The organism is Aeromonas sp. CU5 (genome assembly GCF_002586745.1).
GTDB classification, from domain to species: Bacteria; Pseudomonadota; Gammaproteobacteria; order Enterobacterales; family Aeromonadaceae; genus Aeromonas; species Aeromonas sobria.
Genome location: NZ_CP023817.1, coordinates 4,425,999 through 4,447,002, shown reverse-complemented (window position 1 = coordinate 4,447,002; position 21,004 = coordinate 4,425,999). Strand labels below are relative to the sequence as shown.

At 58.8% G+C, this 21,004-nt stretch carries 21 protein-coding genes; 10 read left to right on the top strand and 11 right to left on the bottom strand.

What is annotated here, in order from left to right:
• Positions 1-145 precede the first annotated feature (145 nt).
• On the top strand, positions 146-1,936 hold the full coding sequence (locus CK911_RS20195; protein WP_098972217.1) for a long-chain fatty acid--CoA ligase: 1,791 nt from the start codon (positions 146-148) through the stop codon (positions 1,934-1,936).
• A 69-nt stretch (positions 1,937-2,005) separates the two neighbouring features.
• Here the strand turns inward: CK911_RS20195 and gshA are convergent, their stop codons facing one another.
• From gshA to CK911_RS20175, 4 genes are all read right to left on the bottom strand, one after another.
• Entirely contained in the window at positions 2,006-3,604 is a 1,599-nt protein-coding gene (gshA, locus tag CK911_RS20190; protein WP_098972216.1) for a glutamate--cysteine ligase, read from the bottom strand.
• Between the two features lie 61 nt (positions 3,605-3,665).
• Positions 3,666-6,479 carry a pitrilysin family protein gene (locus tag CK911_RS20185; RefSeq protein WP_098972215.1) on the bottom strand — a complete coding sequence of 938 codons (2,814 nt, stop codon included), beginning with the start codon at positions 6,477-6,479 and terminating at the stop codon, positions 3,666-3,668.
• A 27-nt stretch (positions 6,480-6,506) separates the two neighbouring features.
• The gene (locus CK911_RS20180) at positions 6,507-6,944 is read right to left on the bottom strand and encodes a YqaA family protein (protein WP_098972214.1); all 438 of its coding nucleotides are present in this window, start codon (positions 6,942-6,944) and stop codon (positions 6,507-6,509) included.
• A 79-nt stretch (positions 6,945-7,023) separates the two neighbouring features.
• Complete coding sequence (locus tag CK911_RS20175) at positions 7,024-8,001, bottom strand: NADP-dependent oxidoreductase (RefSeq protein ID WP_172954072.1); 978 nt, start codon at positions 7,999-8,001, stop codon at positions 7,024-7,026.
• Positions 8,002-8,057: 56 nt separating this feature from the next.
• Between CK911_RS20175 and CK911_RS20170 the strand changes: the two genes are divergently transcribed.
• A complete protein-coding gene (locus CK911_RS20170; RefSeq protein ID WP_162511886.1) occupies positions 8,058-8,225 on the top strand; it encodes a hypothetical protein in 168 nt (55 codons plus the stop codon).
• 54 nt (positions 8,226-8,279) lie between these two features.
• Here the strand turns inward: CK911_RS20170 and CK911_RS20165 are convergent, their stop codons facing one another.
• Positions 8,280-9,284 (bottom strand): Preprotein translocase subunit SecY, encoded by a 1,005-nt coding sequence (locus CK911_RS20165; RefSeq protein WP_098972211.1) that lies wholly within the window; start codon positions 9,282-9,284, stop codon positions 8,280-8,282.
• A 274-nt stretch (positions 9,285-9,558) separates the two neighbouring features.
• On the opposite strand from CK911_RS20165, the gene CK911_RS20160 reads away from it, so the two are divergent.
• On the top strand, positions 9,559-9,837 hold the full coding sequence (locus CK911_RS20160; RefSeq protein WP_098972210.1) for a hypothetical protein: 279 nt from the start codon (positions 9,559-9,561) through the stop codon (positions 9,835-9,837).
• A gap of 19 nt (positions 9,838-9,856) precedes the next feature.
• Positions 9,857-10,207, top strand: a complete 351-nt coding sequence (locus CK911_RS20155) for a hypothetical protein (RefSeq protein ID WP_042024361.1) — start codon at positions 9,857-9,859, stop codon at positions 10,205-10,207.
• Between the two features lie 71 nt (positions 10,208-10,278).
• Here the strand turns inward: CK911_RS20155 and CK911_RS20150 are convergent, their stop codons facing one another.
• From CK911_RS20150 to rpsF, 4 genes are all read right to left on the bottom strand, one after another.
• The gene (locus CK911_RS20150; protein WP_098972209.1) at positions 10,279-11,022 is read right to left on the bottom strand and encodes a ferredoxin--NADP reductase; all 744 of its coding nucleotides are present in this window, start codon (positions 11,020-11,022) and stop codon (positions 10,279-10,281) included.
• 101 nt (positions 11,023-11,123) lie between these two features.
• Positions 11,124-11,570: a 50S ribosomal protein L9 gene (gene rplI / locus CK911_RS20145; protein ID WP_042011812.1), complete on the bottom strand. Its 447-nt coding sequence runs from the start codon at positions 11,568-11,570 to the stop codon at positions 11,124-11,126.
• 49 nt (positions 11,571-11,619) lie between these two features.
• Positions 11,620-11,850, bottom strand: coding sequence for a 30S ribosomal protein S18 (gene rpsR, locus CK911_RS20140; protein WP_005313392.1), 231 nt, complete (start codon positions 11,848-11,850; stop codon positions 11,620-11,622).
• A gap of 30 nt (positions 11,851-11,880) precedes the next feature.
• Complete coding sequence (gene rpsF, locus CK911_RS20135) at positions 11,881-12,267, bottom strand: 30S ribosomal protein S6 (RefSeq protein ID WP_042024358.1); 387 nt, start codon at positions 12,265-12,267, stop codon at positions 11,881-11,883.
• 237 nt (positions 12,268-12,504) lie between these two features.
• Here rpsF and CK911_RS20130 point away from each other — a divergent pair, with 237 nt between their 5' ends.
• The 3 genes from CK911_RS20130 (at position 12,505) to CK911_RS20120 (ending at position 15,314) form a co-directional block, all read left to right on the top strand.
• The gene (locus tag CK911_RS20130) at positions 12,505-13,728 is read left to right on the top strand and encodes an Nramp family divalent metal transporter (RefSeq protein ID WP_172954070.1); all 1,224 of its coding nucleotides are present in this window, start codon (positions 12,505-12,507) and stop codon (positions 13,726-13,728) included.
• A 128-nt stretch (positions 13,729-13,856) separates the two neighbouring features.
• Entirely contained in the window at positions 13,857-14,714 is an 858-nt protein-coding gene (locus tag CK911_RS20125) for a hypothetical protein (protein WP_098972206.1), read from the top strand.
• 156 nt (positions 14,715-14,870) lie between these two features.
• Positions 14,871-15,314, top strand: coding sequence for a PACE efflux transporter (locus CK911_RS20120; RefSeq protein ID WP_098972204.1), 444 nt, complete (start codon positions 14,871-14,873; stop codon positions 15,312-15,314).
• 143 nt (positions 15,315-15,457) lie between these two features.
• On the opposite strand, the gene hupA is transcribed toward CK911_RS20120, so the two are convergent.
• Positions 15,458-15,730: a nucleoid-associated protein HU-alpha gene (hupA, locus tag CK911_RS20115; RefSeq protein ID WP_042024350.1), complete on the bottom strand. Its 273-nt coding sequence runs from the start codon at positions 15,728-15,730 to the stop codon at positions 15,458-15,460.
• Between the two features lie 331 nt (positions 15,731-16,061).
• On the opposite strand from hupA, the gene CK911_RS20110 reads away from it, so the two are divergent.
• Together CK911_RS20110 and CK911_RS20105 are read left to right on the top strand one after the other, a co-directional pair.
• Complete coding sequence (locus tag CK911_RS20110) at positions 16,062-16,544, top strand: Rsd/AlgQ family anti-sigma factor (RefSeq protein WP_042024348.1); 483 nt, start codon at positions 16,062-16,064, stop codon at positions 16,542-16,544.
• 102 nt (positions 16,545-16,646) lie between these two features.
• On the top strand, positions 16,647-17,027 hold the full coding sequence (locus CK911_RS20105) for a PilZ domain-containing protein (protein WP_042024345.1): 381 nt from the start codon (positions 16,647-16,649) through the stop codon (positions 17,025-17,027).
• Between the two features lie 96 nt (positions 17,028-17,123).
• On the opposite strand, the gene radA is transcribed toward CK911_RS20105, so the two are convergent.
• On the bottom strand, positions 17,124-18,491 hold the full coding sequence (gene radA, locus CK911_RS20100) for a DNA repair protein RadA (protein WP_068977410.1): 1,368 nt from the start codon (positions 18,489-18,491) through the stop codon (positions 17,124-17,126).
• 100 nt (positions 18,492-18,591) lie between these two features.
• Here radA and CK911_RS20095 point away from each other — a divergent pair, with 100 nt between their 5' ends.
• Complete coding sequence (locus CK911_RS20095) at positions 18,592-20,964, top strand: PilZ domain-containing protein (RefSeq protein ID WP_098972201.1); 2,373 nt, start codon at positions 18,592-18,594, stop codon at positions 20,962-20,964.
• Positions 20,965-21,004 lie beyond the last annotated feature (40 nt).

Here is a 21,004-nt window from a genome sequence, read left to right as displayed (position 1 = left end):
CCTGCGCAAAGGCATAGCTATTTGCATGCTTTGTGATCCAAGACAAACAGCGAACACTTGTAAGCTGTAATGTTGGAGTTTAAACTCTACCCCGATTTTTAGTGCCCTAACCGGCGTACAACTGTAATTAAAGGATGCTTGACTGATGCCGAAGCTTCATCTGGTTCGACTGATGCGTGAACGTATTACCCAGCTTGGTAACAAGGCGGCCCTGCGGGTTCAGCAAGATGGTCAATGGCGTGCCATCGGCTGGCGCACCCTGGGTCAGGCCATGGATTACTGCGCCCAGGCGCTGATCCGCTGTGGTCACCAGCCCACCGAAATGGTCGGTATCTACGCACGCAACATGCCAGAGTGGACCCAGGCTGATCTCGGCATCCTTGCCGCCCGTGGCATCAGCGTCCCCATCTATCCCACCAGTACCCTGGATCAGGTGCGCTATATCGTGCGTGACGCCAAGATTGGCATCCTGTTCGTCGGTGAACAGCCCCAGTTCGATCAGGCACTAACCCTGCTGCAGAACGGCGAAATCCGCCAGATCGTCGCCCTCGATGGCAACGTCAATCTGCGTGGCTGCCCGCAAGCGAGCTACTTTCAGGAATTTCTGGTCTCCGGCAACCACCAGCCCAGTGAACAACAACTGCGCGAGCGCGAGCAGCAGTACCGGATGGACGATCTGCTGACCCTGATCTACACCTCCGGCACCACCGGCGAGCCCAAAGGGGTCATGCTCGATTTCGCCAACATCGCCGCCTGTTTCGAGATGCACAACAGCCGCCTCGATTTGAACGAGCAGGATGTGTCGCTCTGCATGCTGCCACTGAGCCATGTATTTGAGCGAGTCTGGAGCTTCTACGTGCTTTACTGCGGCGGCGAGAACGTCTATATCCGCGATCCGCAGAAGGTGATGGAGGTGATTGACGAAGTGAAGCCGACCGTGATGTGCGCCGTCCCGCGCCTCTACGAGAAGGCCTACGCCATGATCCAGGCCAAGGTTGCCCAAGCGCCCGCACCCCGTCGCGCCCTGTTTGGCTGGGCTACCCGGGTCGGCAAACAGATGGTCGCCACTCGCCAGGCTGGCAAGTCAGCCTCTCCCCAGCTCTATGCCCAACTCTGGCTGGCGGAGCGACTGGTGTTTCGCAAGCTGCGCGCCCGTTTTGGCGGCCGCACCCGCTTCCTGCCGGTGGCAGGCGCCCGCTTGGCCGATGACGTGAACCTCTTCTTCCAGGCGATGGGGCTCAACCTCAAGTACGGCTACGGCATGACCGAGACTACAGCCACCGTCTGCTGCTACGAAGATCAGCAGTTCAAGCTCGGCTCCATCGGTACGGCACTGAACGGCATTGAAGTGAAACTGGGTGAGAACAACGAGCTGCTGGTGCGCTCGCCCACCGTGATGCGCGGCTACTACAACAAGCCGGACGCCACTGCCGAAGTGATGACCGAGGATGGCTTCCTGCGGACCGGCGATGCCGGTGAGCTCGACAGCCAGGGCAATATCTACTTCACCGAGCGCCTGAAAGAGCTGATGAAGACCTCCAACGGCAAGTACGTGGCGCCACAAGTGGTCGAGGGAGCTATCGGCAAGGATCGCTTTATCGAGCAGATCGCCATCATCGCCGATGCCCGCCACTTCGTCTCGGCACTGATCGTCCCCTGCTTCGAGTCGCTGGAAGAGTATGCCCGCTCCATCAACCTGCAGTACCAGTGCAAAAGTGACCTGCTGCGCAACTCCCGGGTGATGGAGTTCTTCGAAGCCCGTATCGCGGACCTGCAAAAAGAGCTGGCCAAGTTCGAGCAGGTGAAGAAGTTCACCCTGCTACCTAGCGCCTTCTCCATGGAGTTAGGGGAAATAACCCCCACCATGAAGCTGCGCCGCAAGATCATCGAGGCCAAATACCAGCGCGAAATCGAGGCCATGTATAACCACGCCTGATCACGCTCAGATTCCAAGCAATAAAAAAGCCGCTCATTCGAGCGGCTTTTTGCTTTTACAAGCCGGTGATCAGGCAGTTGTCTTGCTGGTCCCGAAGTAGTCAGCCAGGAAGTCGTCAAACGACAGGCTGTCGCTGCGCTCGCGTTCCCGTTGCTTGGCCAGCGAATCCTTCGCCTCACCGGCAAAGTAGGCCTCATCCCAGTACTGCAATTCAGCAGCCAGCAGCTCCTCGCGATAGCGGGTCGCCAGCTTGTCGCCATAGCAGCCGTTGTCTTTACCACTCTCCAGCAGCTCCTTGAGCATGCGGGCGGAGTAGGTGAGCTCGGGGTTGAGCAGCTTCTCGCGGTGCATCGCCAGCGTCTCGCGGTAGCGGTTGCGGCCGCAGCAGCGATCCAGCAGCTCGGCGACCTGAGCCAGCTCCTCGAACAGCTTGAGACCGTACTCTTTGAGGCCAATGGCATTGCCCTGCTCATCTTCAAGCGTTAGGCCGGGGCGACGTCCCTCCAGCACCACCTTGTTCTGGTTACGGCGGTTGCGAGCGATCTCCTCATCATTCTGCAGCGCGGACGGGCGCAGCAGGCACCAGACCAGGAACAGATCGAAGAAGCGGATTTGATCCGCATCGATGCCGAGCGGGGTGAAGGGGTTGACGTCCACGGTGCGCAGTTCGATGTATTCGATGCCGCGCTGATCGAGCGCATCGGACGGCTTCTCGCCGCTGCGCGGGGTGCGCTTGGGGCGGATCGGCGCGTACAGCTCGTTCTCCAGCTGCAGCACGTTGTCGTTGAGCTGGCGGTACTCGCCATCCACTTTGACCCCGATCTTGGCAAAGTCAGGGTTATGGGTGTTGATGGCGCGGCGCAGGCTGCTGACATAGGCCGGCAGATTGTCGTGGCTGATCTTGAGCCCCGCCTGAGCGCTGTTGGTGTAGCCGAGATCGGAGAGACGCAGTGCGGTGGCATAAGGCAGATAGAGGGTGCCCTTGCCGGTCTTCTCGAACGGCAGGTCGCTCTTGCGCCCTTTGAGGAAGGATTCGCAGATGGCTGGCGATGCACCAAACAGATAGGGCACCAGCCAGCCGAAGCGATAGACGTTGCGAATAAGCCCCATGTACTTGTCGGAGATAAAACGCTGGCTGCAGCAGCCGACACACTCCAGCTCCTGCCACTCGCTCCAGAAGCTGTCCGGCATCGAGAAGTTGAAGTGCACTCCGGCGATCACCTGCATCAGACTGCCGTAGCGGTTCTTCAAACCCTGACGGTAGAGGGTCTTCATTTTGCCGATGTTGGAGCTGCCGTATTGGGCCAGCCGGATGCTCTCCTCGCCACCGACGAAGCAGGGCATGGAGAGCGGCCAAATTCGCTCGTCCCCCAAGTGCTGCATCACATGGTGATGGATATCACCGAGCTGCTCCATCAGGCTATCGATGGAGTCGGTGGCCGGCGTAATGAACTCCAGCAGGCTCTCGGAGTAGTCGGTGGTGATATTGGGGTGAGTCAGGGCCGAGCCCAGCGCCCGGGGATGGTTATTCTGGGCGAGTTTGCCATCCGGGGTGATGCGCAGACATTCACGCTCGATCCCGCGCCGGATCCCCTTGAGTGCAGTCAAGCGCTCCGGTGACCCCAGAACGTTCAGCAACTCGGTGAGTGACAAGCTTGTAGTAGTCATATTCACGGCTCATGTGAGGCCGCCCCATCCGGGGCGGCTCTTGATTTTTATAAGGTGCCCGTTACGGCATCTGCAGCGGATAGATGGGAAGATGAAGCTCCTTCAGGGGTTTTTCAAGCTTTTGCTTGTCTCCCACCACCACGATCACCATGTCGGCCGGATTGAGCCAACGGGCGGCACTGGCCTTCAGCGCCTCGGGCGACACCGTCTTGATCAGGTTGTTCTGGGCCTGCACATAGTCCGGTTTCAGGTCATACATCACCATCTGCAGCAAGAAACCCGCCTTCTGGCCGAGGGTCTCGTAAGAGAGGGCATCCTGCTGGGAGACGGCGCTGCGCATATAGGCCAGCTCCACCGGGGTCGGGCCGGTCGCACGATAGCTATCCATCTCTTTGAGGAACTGGCGAATGGCATCGACGGTCGCATCGGATCGCACATTGGCGCCGGTGGCGAAGGTGCCCACCTCGCGGTTAGCGGAGAAGCCGGAGCTGGCGCCGTAGGTGTAGCCCTTGTCTTCCCGCAGGTTGAGGTTGATGCGGCTATTGAAGTTGCCACCCAGGTTGAAGTTCATCAGCCCGGCGGTGAAGTAATCCCCCGTGGTATCAAACGGCATGGCGCGACGGCCGATGCGGATCACCGACTGGGGCGCCCCCGGCTTGTCTACCAGATAGATGCCCGGCTTGGCCTGCTCGCCCTTGAGCTTGAGATCACCCAGCGCTGGCGTGGCACCTTTCCACTCGGTCAGGAAGCCAAGTTGCTCCTCAATCTGCTTCTGGCTCACATCACCGGTCACCACCACTTTGGCGTTGGTCGGGTTGTAGTAGGCCTGATAGAAGTGCTTCACATCCGCCAGGGTCAGCTTGGCCACATCAGCCAGTACCCCGTCAGCGGGTTGACCGAGGCGGTTCTGCTTGCCGTAGACCAGCTCGCGGAACGCCTGTCCGGCCAGCCACTCGGGCTGCTGTTGGGCCTGTTGCATTCCTTGCAGCAGTTGCGCCTTGACCCGCTCGAAGTCCGCCTCCCGCATACCCGGGCGCTCGAACACTTCGCGTGCCAGCGCCAGGGTCTGGGGCAACTTGTCCACCAGCGAGCTGATGGTGACGAGGTTGTTGTACTGGGCGCTGGAAACATTGATGGAAGATCCCAGCTTTTGCAGCTCGTCGCTGAGCTGGGCTTCGGTCAGACGTATCGACCCCTGTCCCAGCATGGCGGCGGTCAGATTGGCCAGCCCCAGTTGCCCCTTGTCCTCGGCACGAATGCCGCCCGGCAGAGCGATCATGATGGAGACCGCAGGGATCTCGTCACTTCGGGTGCCGATAATCTCGATGTTCTTGTCGAGCTTGCCGTGCCAGATGGCGGGCACCTTGACGCTCACCGCCTCACCGACCTTGGGCTGCACGCTGCGATCGAAATTGTCTTTTACCGGTCGTTCGGCCAGCGCTTCGTCATGCTTGCTGTAATCCGGCAGCTCGCGCTGGGCGGGGGTAAAGTTCGGGGTGGCGACCTGCCAATCCGTCTTGCCCTTGGGCACCACGCTCAGCACCACCGCAGGCTTGCCGGCGATAAACTTGTCGTAGGCGGCTTTCACCTGCTCCGGGGTCACCTTGCCGATGGCATCGAGGGTCTTGAACACATAGTTGGGATCCTGGGTAAACACCTGCCCCATGGCGAGCTGGCTCACCTTGCCGGAGACGCTGTCCAGACCCCAGATGGCGGAGGCGCGGTATTTGGCGATCGCCTTCTCCAGATCTTCCGGCTTGAGGCCGCGCTGGGCGAACTCGCCGATCACCTTGTCCACCTCCCCCTTGAGGGTCTTGAGGCTGCCATCCTGCGACGGATTGGGGTAGGCGTAGACGGTCAGGGTACAGGCCAGCTCTTCGCAGTAGTGGGACGCCCCCACATCAATCGCCTTGCCGGTTTTCACCAGCGACTGGTAGAGCATGGAGCTGGCGGAGCCGCCGAGCACATCGGCAAACATGTCGAGCGCCGGCTCCTGCGGGTCACCGAGGGATACGGTGGGGTAGCTGATATAGAGCAGCGGCAGGTGCACCTTGTCCTGCAGCGTCACATAGCGGGTCTCGGGCAGGATGACCGGCTTGGGAGCAGGCTCAGCCACATCCGGGCCGCGCGGGATGGCGCCAAAATACTGCTCAATCCAGCCGAGGGCCTGCTTGCTGTCAAAGTCGCCGCCCAGGGTCAGGGTGGCGTTGTTCGGGCCATACCAGCGCAGGAAGAACTGCTTGAGGTCGTTAACATCGACCCGGTCGAGATCTTCCACGTAGCCGATAGGCTGCCAGGAGTAGGGATGGGTGCGCGGATAGAGCGCCTCCCCCACCTTCTCGCTCACCAGCCCGTACGGCTGGTTATCGACCCGCTGGGCCCGCTCGTTCTTGACGGTAGCACGCTGGATCTCGAACTTCTTCTGGCTCACCGCATCGAGCAGGAAGCCCATCCGGTCCGCCTCCAGCCAGAGCACCTTCTCCAGCTGGTTGGCAGGCACGGTCTCGTAATAGTTGGTACGGTCCTTGTTGGTAGTGCCGTTCATGTCACCACCGGCCTCGTTGATGATCCGCATATGCTCCTGATCACCGACGTGTTTCGAGCCCTGGAACATCATGTGCTCGAAGAAGTGGGCAAAGCCGGACTTGCCGACCGTCTCGCGGGATGAGCCGACGTGATAGGTCACATCGAGGTGCACCAGTGGATCGGAACGATCGGGGGCCAGGATCACGGTCAGGCCGTTGTCCAGCTTGTACATCTGATAGGGGATGGCGAGCTTGCCCTCCTCCTTGCCCTGTTCGGAGATCAGGGTCGGTGCCGCCAGCACCGGCAGGGTAAAGCCCAGCAGAATCGTTAAAGGTATGACTTTGTTCACGGTAACCTCGTGAGTGACAAAAACAGGCTAGAAAATGTGACTGGCCAGCAGAAAAACCAGGGCATAACGGAACAATTTGCCGAGCCCGATCAGGATGAGAGAGCGCCAGAAGGAGAGGCGCAGCCAACCGGCCAGCAGACAGAGACCATCACCGACCACTGGCGTCCAGGCAAGCAGCAGACACCAGTGACCATGTTGTTTGAGCCAGCCTAAGGCTTTTTGTTCCCCACGGCCTTGAAAATCTTCCGGTTTCTTTTTGAAGGTGGCAAGCCAGCCGAACCACCAGGTGGTCATGGAGCCGAGGGTATTACCGAGTGTGGCCCACAGCAACAGGCTCGTCATGCTCCACTCCCCTTTGGCCGCCATGGCCCCCAGCAGCACTTCGGAGCTGCCGGGCAGCAGGGTGGCGGAGGTGAAGGCGCTCAGAAACAGCCACCCCAGCCCCATTTCCATCAACTCATTCATGATGCGCGTCCCCACCACACAGGCAAGAAAACGAGGCGCTCAGCAACAACCACACCATGCCCCATCTCCATCATCTCGCTCATCCGGGATAGCCGTCGGCCGCAGCCATCCGCAGCAGCAGCTTGCCGCGCACATGGCCCCCTTCGATGGCCTGATGGGCCAGCGCCCCCTCAGCCAGAGCGAACTCACCGGCGAGGGTGACCTTCACCTCCCCCTGACGCAGCAGCATCAACATCTGGCCCAACTGCTGCTGGTCTGGATGCACCAGCATGCCGACCACCTCGATACCCGCCGCGGCACCCGCATCCTGGATCAGCTGGGCGGTGATGGTGGGCACCGTCACCAGACGGCCACCCGACTTGACGCAGGCCAGCGCCGCCTTGCCGCTCTCGCCGCCCACCAGATCCAGCACCAGATCGACCTGACCGGCCTCTGCCACCACCTCTACTGGCCAGTTCGCGTCGTGGTAATCCACCATCCAGCGCGCCCCCAGCCCATGCAGGAAGCCATGGTTATCCTGGCTGGCGGTGACCACCACTTCGGCGCCATAGGCACTGGCAAACTGCACCGCCAGATGGCCGACGCCACCGGCACCGGCGAGGATCAATACCCGCTGACCACTCTGGAGGGCGCCATGCTCAAGCAATCCCTGCCAGGCGGTGAGACCGGCCAGCGGCAGCGCCGCCCCCTGCTGGAGGCTCACCCCGTCGAGCTTGACCAGCTCGCTTTCGCTTGCCACCACAGACTCCCCGTAGCCACCGGCGCTCAGGGGAAAACCGACCATACCGCACACCCGATCCCCTTCGACCAGCGAGGTCACACCGGGGCCCAGCTTCTCCACCACGCCGGAGACGTCATAGCCCGGCGTCCAGGGCAGCTTGTCCTTGTTCTGGGCCGCCGCCCAGCCGAGGCCGGCACGGGTCTTGGCATCAATGGGATTGACCCCCGCAAAGCAGATGCGCACCCGCACTTCGCCATCGGCAGGCACCTTATCGAGGGAAGGGTTGAGCTTGAGTACCGAGGGGTCACCGAATGCGGTAATCTGTAGTTGCGTCATTGCACAATCCATCCTGTTGATTGATCAAGGGTCAACAGAATAACAGTGAGGACACCATGGCTCGAATGTTTCTTATTCCTCTGTTGCTGGCGCTGGGGTGGTTGGCATTTTTGCTCTACTTCCGCATTCCCCTCAAAAAGGGGGCCAAGGGGTTTTACTGGATCATCGGCATCGGTGGCGGACTGGCCGCTTTCCTCAGCCTGATGATGGTGCTGACTCACTGAGTGCCACAGCCACTCGATAAAGCAAAAGGCCACCGCATTCCGGTGGCCTTCTCATTATCCGGGTTGCTGCTCCAGCGCCGGATTGAGGTAGTAGTGGCGATTGCCCCCCTGCCCCAGCACCCCTTGCGACAACAGATGGTGGAACACCCGATCCACCTCCTCCAGCGAGAGTGACAGCGCCTGCGCCACCGAGCGCTTGCTGCACTTGAGCTCACCACTCTCCAGCGCACCGCGCACCTGCGCCAGCATCTCGGGTGCTGGCTCGGGGGACATCATCGGCTCGGGCTGAGCCGCCAGCGCTTCCTGCGCCTCAAGACGGGCTTGATCCTGCTGCCAGCGCCACATCCGGCGAAAGCGATTCTCCTCGCCGATCAGGCTGACGAAGAAGGCACCGAACACATCGAGCAGCACCGAGAGGAAGCAGACCAGCAGGAACTGCACCTGACTGATGCTCATCCCCACCCCGTCCGCCAGGCTGCTCATCAGCCCCAACATGGAGGATTGTTCGTTGACCGGTTTGGCATCGCGCTGCTGGCGCAGCTCATCCTGCTGCAAGCGCAGCTTGGTGTTGGCGTGCTGCAGGGAGGAGACGCCGCTGGAGATACGCTCCAGCTCGATGTATTTGCGGGCTGCCTCCTCGTTGAGCTGGATCTGCCGCTCGATGCTGGCGATCTGCTCATCGAAACGGGCAAGCTCCCGCTCGTGGCGCGCCTGCTGGCTCAGTACCGTGTTGGTGGCACTGTTGATGCCACCGATACTGCCGCCGATGGAGATGGCCGCCAGCACGCTGTAGAACAGCAGCGACCAGAAAGCACCGCCCAGATCCCGCCGCGCCTTGCGCTCACCGTACTCGTACCAGACGTAAAATTTGCCCAGTTCGAAGATGATGGCCAGCCCGCCAAACAGCCACTTCATCAGCGGGTTGTCATCGATGGAGAGGAACAGCAGCAGGGAGAAGATGATGGAGGCCAGAATGGCCAGCCCGGTGAAACTGTATACCGTCGTCAGAGCAAACCACCCCTTGGGGTAGCGCAGTGCGGAGGAGTCCTGTGTGGTCATGATGAAGGGGTGTGCTGTGCAGGAAAAGTTGGCTGCCGATTATAGTCGCCAGACTCGCACAGAGAAGGGCAAATGACTGAATTCCTTCAGATTGACAACCAGCTGCCCAGAGTGCGACCAAAACGGACAAATCGGCAGCAGAAAACCGGTACAATCACCGACAGACCTAATCATATGGTGAGGTTATGTACGGTTCCGCTCGGGTTCAGCCCGACCGGCGTACACTGACCCGCAGTTGCAATTATTCGAGGCCATCATGAACAGAACAACCACTATGATACTGTCCCTGCTGCTCGCAAGCAGCGCGACCATCGCGGCGCCACAATCCCAGGAATCCCAAGGTTCTGAACTCTCGATCGACCAGATCAAATTTAATCTGGACTGGGATGACAAGCAGTTCGGCTGGTCACAGAGTGACTGCCTCGATTTGGGTGTGGGCGACAGCGTCCCCTCTGATTGCAAAACAACACGATTCAATCTGGAAGATGAAGAGAACCGCAACCAGCCACCCAGTACCAATCAGGCCCCAGCCAGCCAGCAGGGTGGCCAGTAATTCACAGGAGAACTCTTTCATGAAACTACTCACACCCCGCCCCACCATCAACCGCAGCTTGCTGTTGATCTCGCTGTTTATCGTGCACGGAGCCGCCGTTGCTGCCCCCCCAGCCAAAAACGGTGATGGTATCCGTATCTCCGGCGATGACATCAAGGTCAACCTCAACTGGGATGACAAAGAGTACGACTGGTGGCAAAACAACTGCCTGGATCTCGGCATCGGTGACAGCCGGCTCAAACTCAACTGCGACAAGATGGATGGCAAGTACCGGGATCACTACAACCGCAGTATCCACAGCGGCAATAACCCGGGGCAAGGTCACGACAAACACAAGGATAAGAACAAGAACAACGGCAAGAAGAACTGATGCTCCCCTTCTCCTCATCCTCATTCTGCAGGGGCCAGCAGCCCCTGCGCTCCTGTTGTTACCAGCTGTTGTTACCAGTAATTCTCCGCACTGATATTGCCCGGCGCCCGGCGTAGGTTTTTGGCTAACCCCAGCGCCAGCAAGGTCTGCTGGGTCTCTTTCACCATCTCCGGGTTGCCGCAGATCAGCACCTGACTCAGCTCGGGTGAAAAATCCAGCCCCACCCGCTCCTGCAGCTGACCGTTGGCGATGGCCGCCGGGATCCGCCCTGCCATCGCGTCCTGCCACGGCTCGCGACTGACGAAAGGCACGTAGCGAAAGCGCTCGCCATATTGCTCGGCAAAGCTGGCGATAAGTGGCTGATAACTAAGTTCTTCGCCTTTGCGCACCCCGTGTACCAGCACCAGATTCTCGAAACGCTCAAACGCCTCACCATCAGCCAACATAGAGAGAAAGGGGCCAATGGCGGTACCGGTCGAGAGCAGCCAGAGATCGCGCCCGGCTGGCACCTCATCCAGCGTCAGAAAGCCAGTCGCCAGCGACTGCACCAGCAGGGTATCGCCCGCTTGCAGCGAACCGAGAGAAGGGGTCAGCTCGCCGCTCGGGATCTCGACCAGATAGAACTCGTGGTATGGCGCAGAGGGGGGATTGACGAAGGAGTAGGCGCGCTGAATGCGCCGCTCGCCCTGCTCAAGGGCCAGCTTGGTAAATTGACCTGCTTGGTAGGGGGCAAGCTCTGCCGCTACACGCAGGGAAAACAGGGTAGGCGTCCACTCGATACGCTCAATGACCCGACCTTCAACCCAGGCAGCCATAAGGATCTCCTCCAACGGAACAGACCTTCACTCTACCCCCGGGCCCCAAAATAAAAAACCCGCGCAAGTGCGCGGGTTTTATCTGCAGCAGCGAATCGCTATTACAGAGCAACAACCTGGATCTGTACGGTTGCTTTAACGTCAGCGTGCAGCTGAACAACAACTTCGTACTCGCCGGTGTTACGCAGAACGTTGCCCATGCGGACCTCGCTCTTGGCAACAGCAACGCCGGCAGCAGTGATGGCATCAGCCACGTCACGGGTACCGATGGAACCGAACAGCTTGCCTTCGTCGCCAGATTTGGAGGCGATAACAACAGCAGCCAGTTCACCCAGCTTGGCAGCGCGCTCTTCAGCGGCAGCTTTACCGGCAGCCAGCTTGGCTTCCAGTTCAGCACGGCGAGCATCGAAAGTCTCGATGTTGGCCTTGGTAGCCATAACGGCTTTGCCTTGCGGGATCAGATAGTTACGGGCGTAGCCAGCTTTAACAGCGACTTGATCACCCAGACCGCCCAGTTTGGCGATTTTGTCGAGCAGGATAACTTGCATTACCTTTCCTCTAGAGAAGTTGAGTTAGGCTTAAGTGCCGGACCGATTCTTACTTGTTGTGCAGATCGGTGTACGGCAGCAGAGCCAGGTAACGAGCACGCTTGATGGCGCGTGCCAGCTGACGCTGATACTTGGCGCGAGTACCGGTGATACGGCTCGGTACGATCTTGCCAGATTCAGTGACGTAGTTTTTCAGAGTAACGATATCTTTGTAGTCGATCTCGGTAACGTTCTCGGCAGTGAAGCGGCAGAACTTACGACGACGGAAATAACGTGCCATGGCCTTTATCCTCTATTCAGTGATCCAGAATTACTCTTCGGAAGCAGCTTCAGTAGCTTCTTCACGGCGCTCGTCGTCACGACGGACGAAACGCTCTTCCTTGGCCTTGGCCATCGGAGAGACTTCAGTCACAGCGTGCTTGGTGCGCATGATCATGTTGCGGATAACGGCATCGTTGAAGCGGAAGTTGGTTTCCAGCTCATCGATAACGGCTTGCTCTGCTTCTACGTTCATCAGAACGTAGTGGGCTTTGTGCAGTTTGTCGATCGGGTAAGCCAACTGACGACGGCCCCAATCTTCCATGCGATGAATGGTGCCACCGGAGGTGGTGATAGCGCCGGTGTAACGCTCGATCATGCCTGGTACTTGCTCGCTCTGGTCCGGATGAACCATGAAGACGATTTCGTAATGACGCATTTTAGCTCCTTACGGATTAATTCAGCCTCCGCCCAGGTGCAGCCAGACCTCGGAGGCAAGGAACATAGTGGTGTTTAGTCGCTGCTTTTCTAGGGCGGCATATTGTACGAAATCACATCCCTCACTGCAACTGGCCGCAACAGATGTTTTTCCCTATGGGTGCAATACAAAACATCAATTGATAATTATTATCATTTAGATCTATTCTGACTCCATATCCTTATGGAGGGTGATGCCATGCAACCCGCACTGACCACGGCCATTCCGGCTCGAAAATTCAAACTGACTCTACTTGGGCCTGCCTTTATCGCCGCCATCGGTTATATCGATCCGGGCAACTTTGCCACCAATATTCAGGCGGGATCCACCTTCGGTTATCAGCTGCTATGGGTGGTGGTGTGGGCCAACCTGATGGCCATGGTGGTGCAGACCCTGTCAGCCAAGCTCGGCATCGTCACCGGCAAAAATCTGGCGGAGCATATCCGCGACCGGCTGCCGAAACCGGCGGTCTGGGCCTACTGGGTGCAGGCAGAGATCATCGCCATGGCCACCGATCTCGCAGAATTTATCGGCGCCGCAGTCGGCTTCAAGCTGCTGCTTGGCGTCACCCTGCTGGAGGGAGCCTGTATCACCGCCGTAGTGACCTGGGGGATCCTGATGCTGCAATCCCGCGGCCAGAAACCACTGGAGTTCGTGGTCGGCGGCCTGCTGCTGTTTGTCGCGGCGGCCTACATCGTCGAGCTGATCTTCTCTCGCCCCCATCTGCCGAGCCTGCTGGAGGGCGCCCTCTTCCCCGGTCTGCCCAACCGCGATGCCGTCTATCTGGCCGCCGGTGTGCTCGGCGCCACCGTGATGCCCCACGTCATCTACCTGCACTCGGCGCTGACCCAGCACACTCAGGATCAGGGCTCGGTCAGCCAACGGCTGCACTCCACCCGGATCGATGTGGCGATTGCCATGACCATCGCCGGCTTCGTCAATCTGGCGATGATGGCGATGGCAGCGGCCGCCTTCCATAGCTCGGGCCACCAGCAGGTCGCGGAGCTGGAGTCCGCCTACCAGACCCTGACACCTTTGCTGGGCCAGGCAGCAGCCACTCTGTTTGGCCTCTCGCTGGTCGCCTCCGGCATCAGTTCCACCGTGGTGGGAACGCTCGCTGGCCAGGTCATCATGCAAGGGTTCGTGCGTTTTACCATCCCGCTCTGGCTGCGCCGCGCCATTACCATGGCCCCCGCCTTTGTGGTGATCGCCATGGGTTTTAATACCACCGAGATCCTGGTACTGAGTCAGGTGATCCTGAGCTTTGGCATCGCGCTGGCCCTCATCCCGCTGTTGATGCTGACCGGCGATCGGGTACTGATGGGAGCACATCGCAACCATCCGATCACCCAGGCCATAGGTCGCCTGATCGTGGCGCTGGTGATTGGCCTCAACGCCTACCTGCTGGTCGGTATGCTCTAGCACCCGGCTATGACAAAGCCAGCTATGACAAAGAGAGGGGCTTATTAACTCTGGTTAATGAGCCCCTTGCCACTTTGGCGTATGCTGCCACCTTTCCCTTCTCTTCATATCGTTGCGGGAGCCTCGCCATGGAACATACCCGAGCCAGCTTCGTGCTGGGCCATCATCAGGAGCAAGCCAGCGTGGTCTGCTGCCAGCGCGGTGAGACCACGCTGCTGGTCACCGACCTCACCCCTTTTCATCCGCAGAGTCATCTCTGGCCCGATCAGCCGGGGGATGTGGGCTACGCTCGCTGGGAGGGTAGCGAAGCAGCCGTTGGCCCCTGCCGGATGGGGGCCATCAGCCCGGATGGCGAACTGTTCGTGGGCACCGAGATCCCGGTCAAACGAGGGGCCGACGGATGGAGCTTCGTGGTGGTGCATCCGCTGACCGGTGACCACCCACTGGCCGTCGGCAGCTTTGTCACGTTGCAGGTAGATAGGGATGCCCGCCACGCCCTGAGCCTGGGTCACACTGGCTGCCATCTGGCGGCGCTGGCGCTCAATCGGGTACTCATCCCCTACTGGCGCAAGGAAGTGGGTGAGCGTGATGCACTGGGCCAGCCCGACTTCGACCGCCTTGCCATCCAGAGTTCACGGGTCGAGCCCATGGGCTCCCAAGAGCAGTATCGCATCGGCAAAAGCCTGCGCAAGAAGGGGGTCAACAGCGAGGCGCTGCTGGCAGAGCTGACGCTGATTGAAGAGAAGATCAATCAGCAGCTGGCCGACTGGATCGCAGCCGGGGGCGAGATCCGCCGCAGCCGCACTGGCGAGGCGATCATCGACTCGCGCTACTGGCACTGCATGCTGGAAGGGAAAGAGGTGACCATCCCCTGTGGTGGCACCCATGTCGCCACCCTGGCCGAGCTCGGCCAAGTCAGGGTTCAGCTCAATCTGGTGGAAGAGGGCTTTGCCATGCTGACCCGGGTCACGCCAACCGGCGCCTGATCGCAGAGTTAACAGCTCAGAGCTGGCAACCAAGAGAAGTGCCGCAGAGAGGGAGTACCACCATGATGGCTCCTCCACTCATGCTCTGACCGGCCAGGGTGCTTCTCTTTTAACCACTCCCTGATTAGAATGCGCCTCCCACAGGAGGCATATCACATGAGTAGTACCCAACTGCGCACCACCCCGGATCGACTTCGCTATCTGGTTCTCTACGAAGGCATTGGGCTGGCCATGGTTGCCCCACTTATCAGCCAGCTGTTTGGTCAGGGCGTCGCCGAGGTCGGTTCACTGGCCATCTTCTTCTCCATCGTCGCCACCGCCTGGACCTACGGCTGGAACCTGTTGTTCGACAAGGGGTTGCTCAAACTGTGCGGGCGCACTAACAAGCGACCACTCGATCGTTTTCTCCATGCCTTGGGTTATGAAGCGAGCTTTATGATGCTCTCTCTCCCCTGCGTCATGTTCTGGCTCGAACTGGGGTTGTGGGATGCTCTGATGCTGGATCTCGGCTTCGTCGCCTTCTACCTGGTCTACATCATCGCCTTTACCTGGGCCTATGAGCGGATCTGGCCGCAGCCAACCATCCCACAGACGGCATGAGGTCACAGCCACAGCAAGGCTGACAGAAGGAACCGGAACAGTGAGAAATATCAGGAAGCACTAACCGGAAAGATGGGAAAACCCCATAAAAACAATGCCAGTCAGCAAGCTGACTGGCATTGGAACAAAACAGACTTTCGGGCTTACTTGACGGCGTCTTTCAGCGCCTTGCCAGCCACGAATGAAGGCACGTTGGCCGCAGCAATCTGGATCTCTTGACCAGTTTGCGGGTTACGACCGGTGCGGCCTGCGCGGTGGGAGACCTTGAAGGTGCCAAAACCGACCAGTTGCACAGCATCACCTTCTTTCAAGCTCTGGGTAATACCATTGATAATCTCTTCCAGAGCCACTTTAGCCTGAGCTTTGCTCAGGTCTGCTTTGGCGGCAATCGCATCTACAAGTTGAGCTTTGTTCATAACATTTCCTTTATGATCGGGCATTTAGCGCTGGCTCACTCTATGCAAAAAAAAACACTCAGGCAAAGGCTTTATCGAGTGGTGCACGCCAAACGCTGGGGTTTTCATCAAGATCTGCGAAAATAGTCACATTCCACACGCGAAAAACCCTCATCATGCCTGAAACCTGCAAGCACGATTAAACAATCTGCCGCCTATTTCTTCGTCACTTAACAATATCCCGGCCAGCCTATTGACGCTTGCCCAGATTTTCCCTAGTTATAGACAGTGTCACCGTTCGAACGGCTCGGAAGCCACATCAGTCGCCCGGCCTTTGTCCCATGGAGGGATTATGTTGACAAAACTGGAACAGACCAAGCAAGCGCTGGCAGGTAAACACAAAGCAATCGATGATTGGCTGGATGCAAGGCAAGCCTTGCTGGTCGATTACATGCGCCTGGCAGGGCTCACCCCGGCCCGCACCAAGCAGCGCAGCCTGCCCAAGACCGAACAGCTGCAGCAATTTTGCGACAGACTCGTCGACTATGTCAGCGCGGGTCATTTCGAAATCTACCACCATGTTGTCACTGCGTTCGAGCAAGCCAATGGCGAAACCCTTGAACTGGCAAAACGTATTTACCCCCATATCCGTACCAGCACCGAATTCGCCCTCGAGTTTAATGACAAGTACAGTGATGCCGATGAGGCTCAATTGCTGCTACTTGACGATGATCTCAACGAGTTGGGCCCAGTACTGGAAGATCGCTTTAAACAGGAAGATCGGCTGGTAAAGACGCTACATGTGGTGGAATCCTTGAGTGCCCAGCAAGCCTGAATCCCATTTTCGGATCAAGTTCAAGATACGGGCAACCAAGGTGGATTACACTCAGAGTAATGACCTCAACGTCTTTACTTATATTGCATACAGGAGATGAGCATGTCTGAGCGCCGCCGTTTTGCACGGATCCTCTACTTGACCATGTCAGAACTCACCCAAGGGGAAAAAAAGTGGCAAACTCAACTTGTCGATGTCTCTTTGCAGGGAGCCTTGTTGGTCCGCCCCGATGACTGGGAGAGCCGTGACAACAAGGAGTACCAGCTGAGTTTTGTCCTGAGCGGTAGCGATATCGAGATCAAGATGCAGGTTCAGCTTAACCATGAAGCCAGCAAGAAGCTGGGCTTCTACTGCCACCATATCGATATCGACAGCGCCACCCACCTCAAACGGATGATCGAACTCAACGTCGGCGATGAAACGCTGCTGCACCGCGAGTTGGAGCAACTGTTGAGCGAGCACCTGGAACAGAGCCAACCCTGATGGCTGCTACGTTTTGGTAAAAAGAGCGCCGCGGCGCTCTTTTTGTTGCAATGCTATTTGACCAACTTGATCAACGCTCAATACTCGCACCTGCCGTTACAGCGCTTCAAGCGCATCAGACAACTTCTTGACCGGCACCACTTCCATCCCCTCGATCGGATGCTTGGGGGCATTGGCGTGTGGCACTATGGCGCGACGGAAACCGTGCTTGGCCGCCTCCTGCAACCGCTCCTGGCCGGATGGCACCGGGCGAATTTCACCGGAAAGCCCCACCTCGCCGAACACCACCAGATCCTTGGGTAGCGCCTGATCCCGGAAGCTGGAAACCATCGCCAGCAGCAGCGCCAGATCCGCACTGGTCTCCTCGACCTTGACCCCGCCGACCACGTTGATGAACACATCCTGATCCGCCATCTGCAGACCGCCATGGCGGTGCAGCACCGCCAACAGCATGGCCAGCCGGTTGTGATCCATTCCCACTGCCACCCGACGCGGGTTGGATAGCTGGGAGTAGTCCACCAGCGCCTGCAACTCCACCAGCAGTGGCCGGGTTCCCTCCCAGATCACCATGACGATGGAACCGGGCGCCTGCTCCTGACCCCGGCTGAGGAAGATGGCGGAGGGGTTACTCACCTCCCGCATTCCCTGCTCGGTCATGGCAAACACCCCCAGCTCGTTGACCGCGCCGAAGCGGTTCTTGTGGGAACGCAGGGTCCGAAAACGGGAGTCATGGCCACCATCGAGCAGCACCGAGCAGTCGATACAATGTTCGAGCACCTTGGGGCCCGCCAGACTGCCATCCTTGGTCACATGGCCCACCATGAAGATGGCCACATGGTTCTGCTTGGCGTAGCGGGTCAGCAGCGCCGCCGCTTCACGCACCTGGGAGACAGAACCCGGTGAGGACTGCACATCCGCCACATGCATCACCTGGATGGAGTCGATCACCATGATCTGCGGTTGCTCCTGCTGGGCAATCAGGCAGATCTGCTCGACGCTGGTCTCGGAGAGCATCCGCAGCTTGTCGGTCGGCAGACCGAGGCGACTGGCTCGCATCGCAACCTGCTGGAGGGATTCCTCACCGGTGACATAGAGGGTTTTCATCCGCTCCGCCAGACCGCACATGGTCTGCAACAACAAGGTCGACTTGCCCGCCCCCGGGTTGCCGCCGATCAGAATGGCCGAGCCGGGCACCACACCGCCGCCGAGCACCCGGTCCAGCTCCTTGAAACCGGAGGAAAAGCGGGGGATCTCGGTGGTGGCGATCTCTGCCAATGTTTGAACCTTACTCCCAATCGCCCCGGCATAGCCGGTGTAGCGGGCACTCTTGCCTGCCGGGGTCACCGAGCCAAGCCGCACCTCGGTAATGGTGTTCCACTCCTTGCACTCGCTACACTGACCCTGCCAGCGTGTGAAGTCGGCACCACATTCAGAACAAACATAAGCAGTTTTATTTTTGGCCATTGATAACTCGGGGACAGGATGAATTCCTGCTTGATATACTTGTTTGCGACCGACATATCAAACCCAGAATCGGAAAAATGACTTTCCGTGGCAGGAACACATGGATTCAGAACACCAGCAACATCTGATTGAACAGCTCGTCCCCTTGTTGCGGGAGAAGGACTTCGAGGAGCTCTTCCACCGCATCACCCATGAAGAGAACAGCAATAGCCGTTTTCTGATCAAGATGGAGCTCAAACGCAAGTGCTCGCCCTGCCGCAGGGTCATTGATATGCGTGACGAACTGGAAGATGAGAGCCAGGTGCATGAGTTCGATGGCATCACCCACTTCATGCCCGCCGACGCGATCGGCCTGTTCCAGTCCCAATGCTATCTCTACCGCGATATCTATACCCTCGGTGTCTATGAGGCGCTGCAACAGTGGCAAAAACAGCGCCATCATACCCGCGCAGACGGTCAACTCTCGCCACCAGCCAGCCCTTTCCGGCAATATGATGTCAATACCATCGCCTTTGCCAGCTACTACGGCCGCCGTCAGGAGCGGATGCACTTTAGCTCGCCACTGCTGATCAAGATGCAGGATGGCGAGAAGCTGTTTGCCAAAAGTTCCGATCTCTCACTGGGGGGGATGAGAGTCTCTGTCCCCTACCTGCCCAATTACCATACCGGTGCTCAAGTGGAGGTCTTCTTCACCGGGCTGGAGCGAGACACCCCCAATCCGGTGCTGCACCAGTCGGTCGGCTACCAGATCCTGGGCGAAGAGAGTAAAGACGGAAAGTTCTGGCTACGGTTGGTACGCGCAGGCGAGCACGCAGCCTTTGATGCCTTTCTCGGCGAATTCATAGAAGCCAACAAGGCCCGTTATCGGGTCAGTGTCGATTACCTGCTCTCTGCCGCCATCATCAAGGGATACGAGCAGTTCTACCTGCCACGGATGACCGGCATGCCGCTGTTCTTCGGTACTGGTGACAGCCCTCACCTGGAGATCGCCCTGCGTACCGAGAACAACCAGCACCTGCTGGAGTACTGGCGGGACGAGAAGAACCGTGACGCTCTGGCCGGTTTGTTCAATGCTGATCGGATGAAGCGACTGTGCCCGGCGCCGGGCACCACCACCGAGACGATCATCTACTGCTTTACCCACACGGTACGCAGCCATATCTACTTCTTCTCGGCCACCGCTGAGGAGCTTCGCCAGAGTGGCCTCACTGCGCTCTTTTTCCAGGTGGGCTCCCGCCGTCCCAGCTGGCGCGTCTACAAATTCTCGCTAGAGGCGTGCGATCTGGTCGAGGCGGATGTCAGCCAGTTACAGGGGCAAGATAACCCGCAGCTGCAAGATATTCTGCTGCTCGAGCGACTCAAGCAGATCGGCTATTGCGGCTTGATACAAGATATCAGCCAGGAGTCCCAACGTGAGGAGTTCCATCAGGAGGCGGTCAATAACAATGCCAACGAGCTGCAGCGTTTTGGTCATGAACAGGGGGCTGTGCCGTTTGAAATCGAGACCCTGCACTATGTCCAGCTACGCAAGGAGTCCCGCTACATCCACAAGACCGCAGTCGCCATCCACCATAATGGCAAATCTTGGCTCGGCTGGACTCGGGACATCTCGACCCATGGCCTGCAGATCGAGCTGGAAGAGGCCTTCGTCGGTGAAAAAAACGATGTGGTGACCATAGCTCTGCCCCGCTTGCAGGAGCTATCCAAGAGCATGGATCTGCAGCACCTCTCCTACCGGTTGGTCAGCATCAACATGACCCGCACCGTATTGCACCTCTGTATTGAGGGGGATTCAGACCGCCACACCGGCCGCCAGTTCTTCAGCCTGCTGATCGAGAGCAACCAGAACAAGCTCAAGGCCGCGCAGGAGCAGCGGCGCTATCGCGGGCTGGCGCGGGCGCTGCGTAACATCTATACCCACCACCTGTTCAACTCGCCGGTCTACGTCAACAAGCTGAAAGGTGCGCCCAAACCAGCCTCCATCGGCAAATCGCTGCAACCACGCAGTCTGCAGCGGTTGCTACAGGCCTGTGCCGAGCTGCCGGAGCAGGAGAACCTCTACCCGCTGTTTCAGGGGGAGCTGCTCAAAGAGTTGCTGATGAACCCGCTGCGCGCCATCGAACGGGAGGACAAGCCGAGAGAGGATGAGGTCTATATTGCCAGCATCCAGACCAAGGCAGGGCTCCCCGTCTTCAACAGTCGGCTGGCCAGCAGCCTGGTCAGCGCGAAAGAGAAGCGTCAGTTTATCGAACTGGCACAGCGACAGGGGGAGTTCTACTCGGTATTGGTCGGCATCTCCCGTACCGGGCGGCCCGATACCAACTTCATCGCCAACGAGCTGGACTACATCGCCAAGTTTGCCATCCACAAAGCTAAAAAGCTGGAGGAGGAGCTATGGAGTGTAGTGGGGGTTGGCGAGCTGACCGACACCACTCAGGCCACCCTGTTCCGGCTCGGGATCACTGAGCCGTAAAACTGGCCTTGTTCTGCACAAAATAGGGCGCATGATGCGC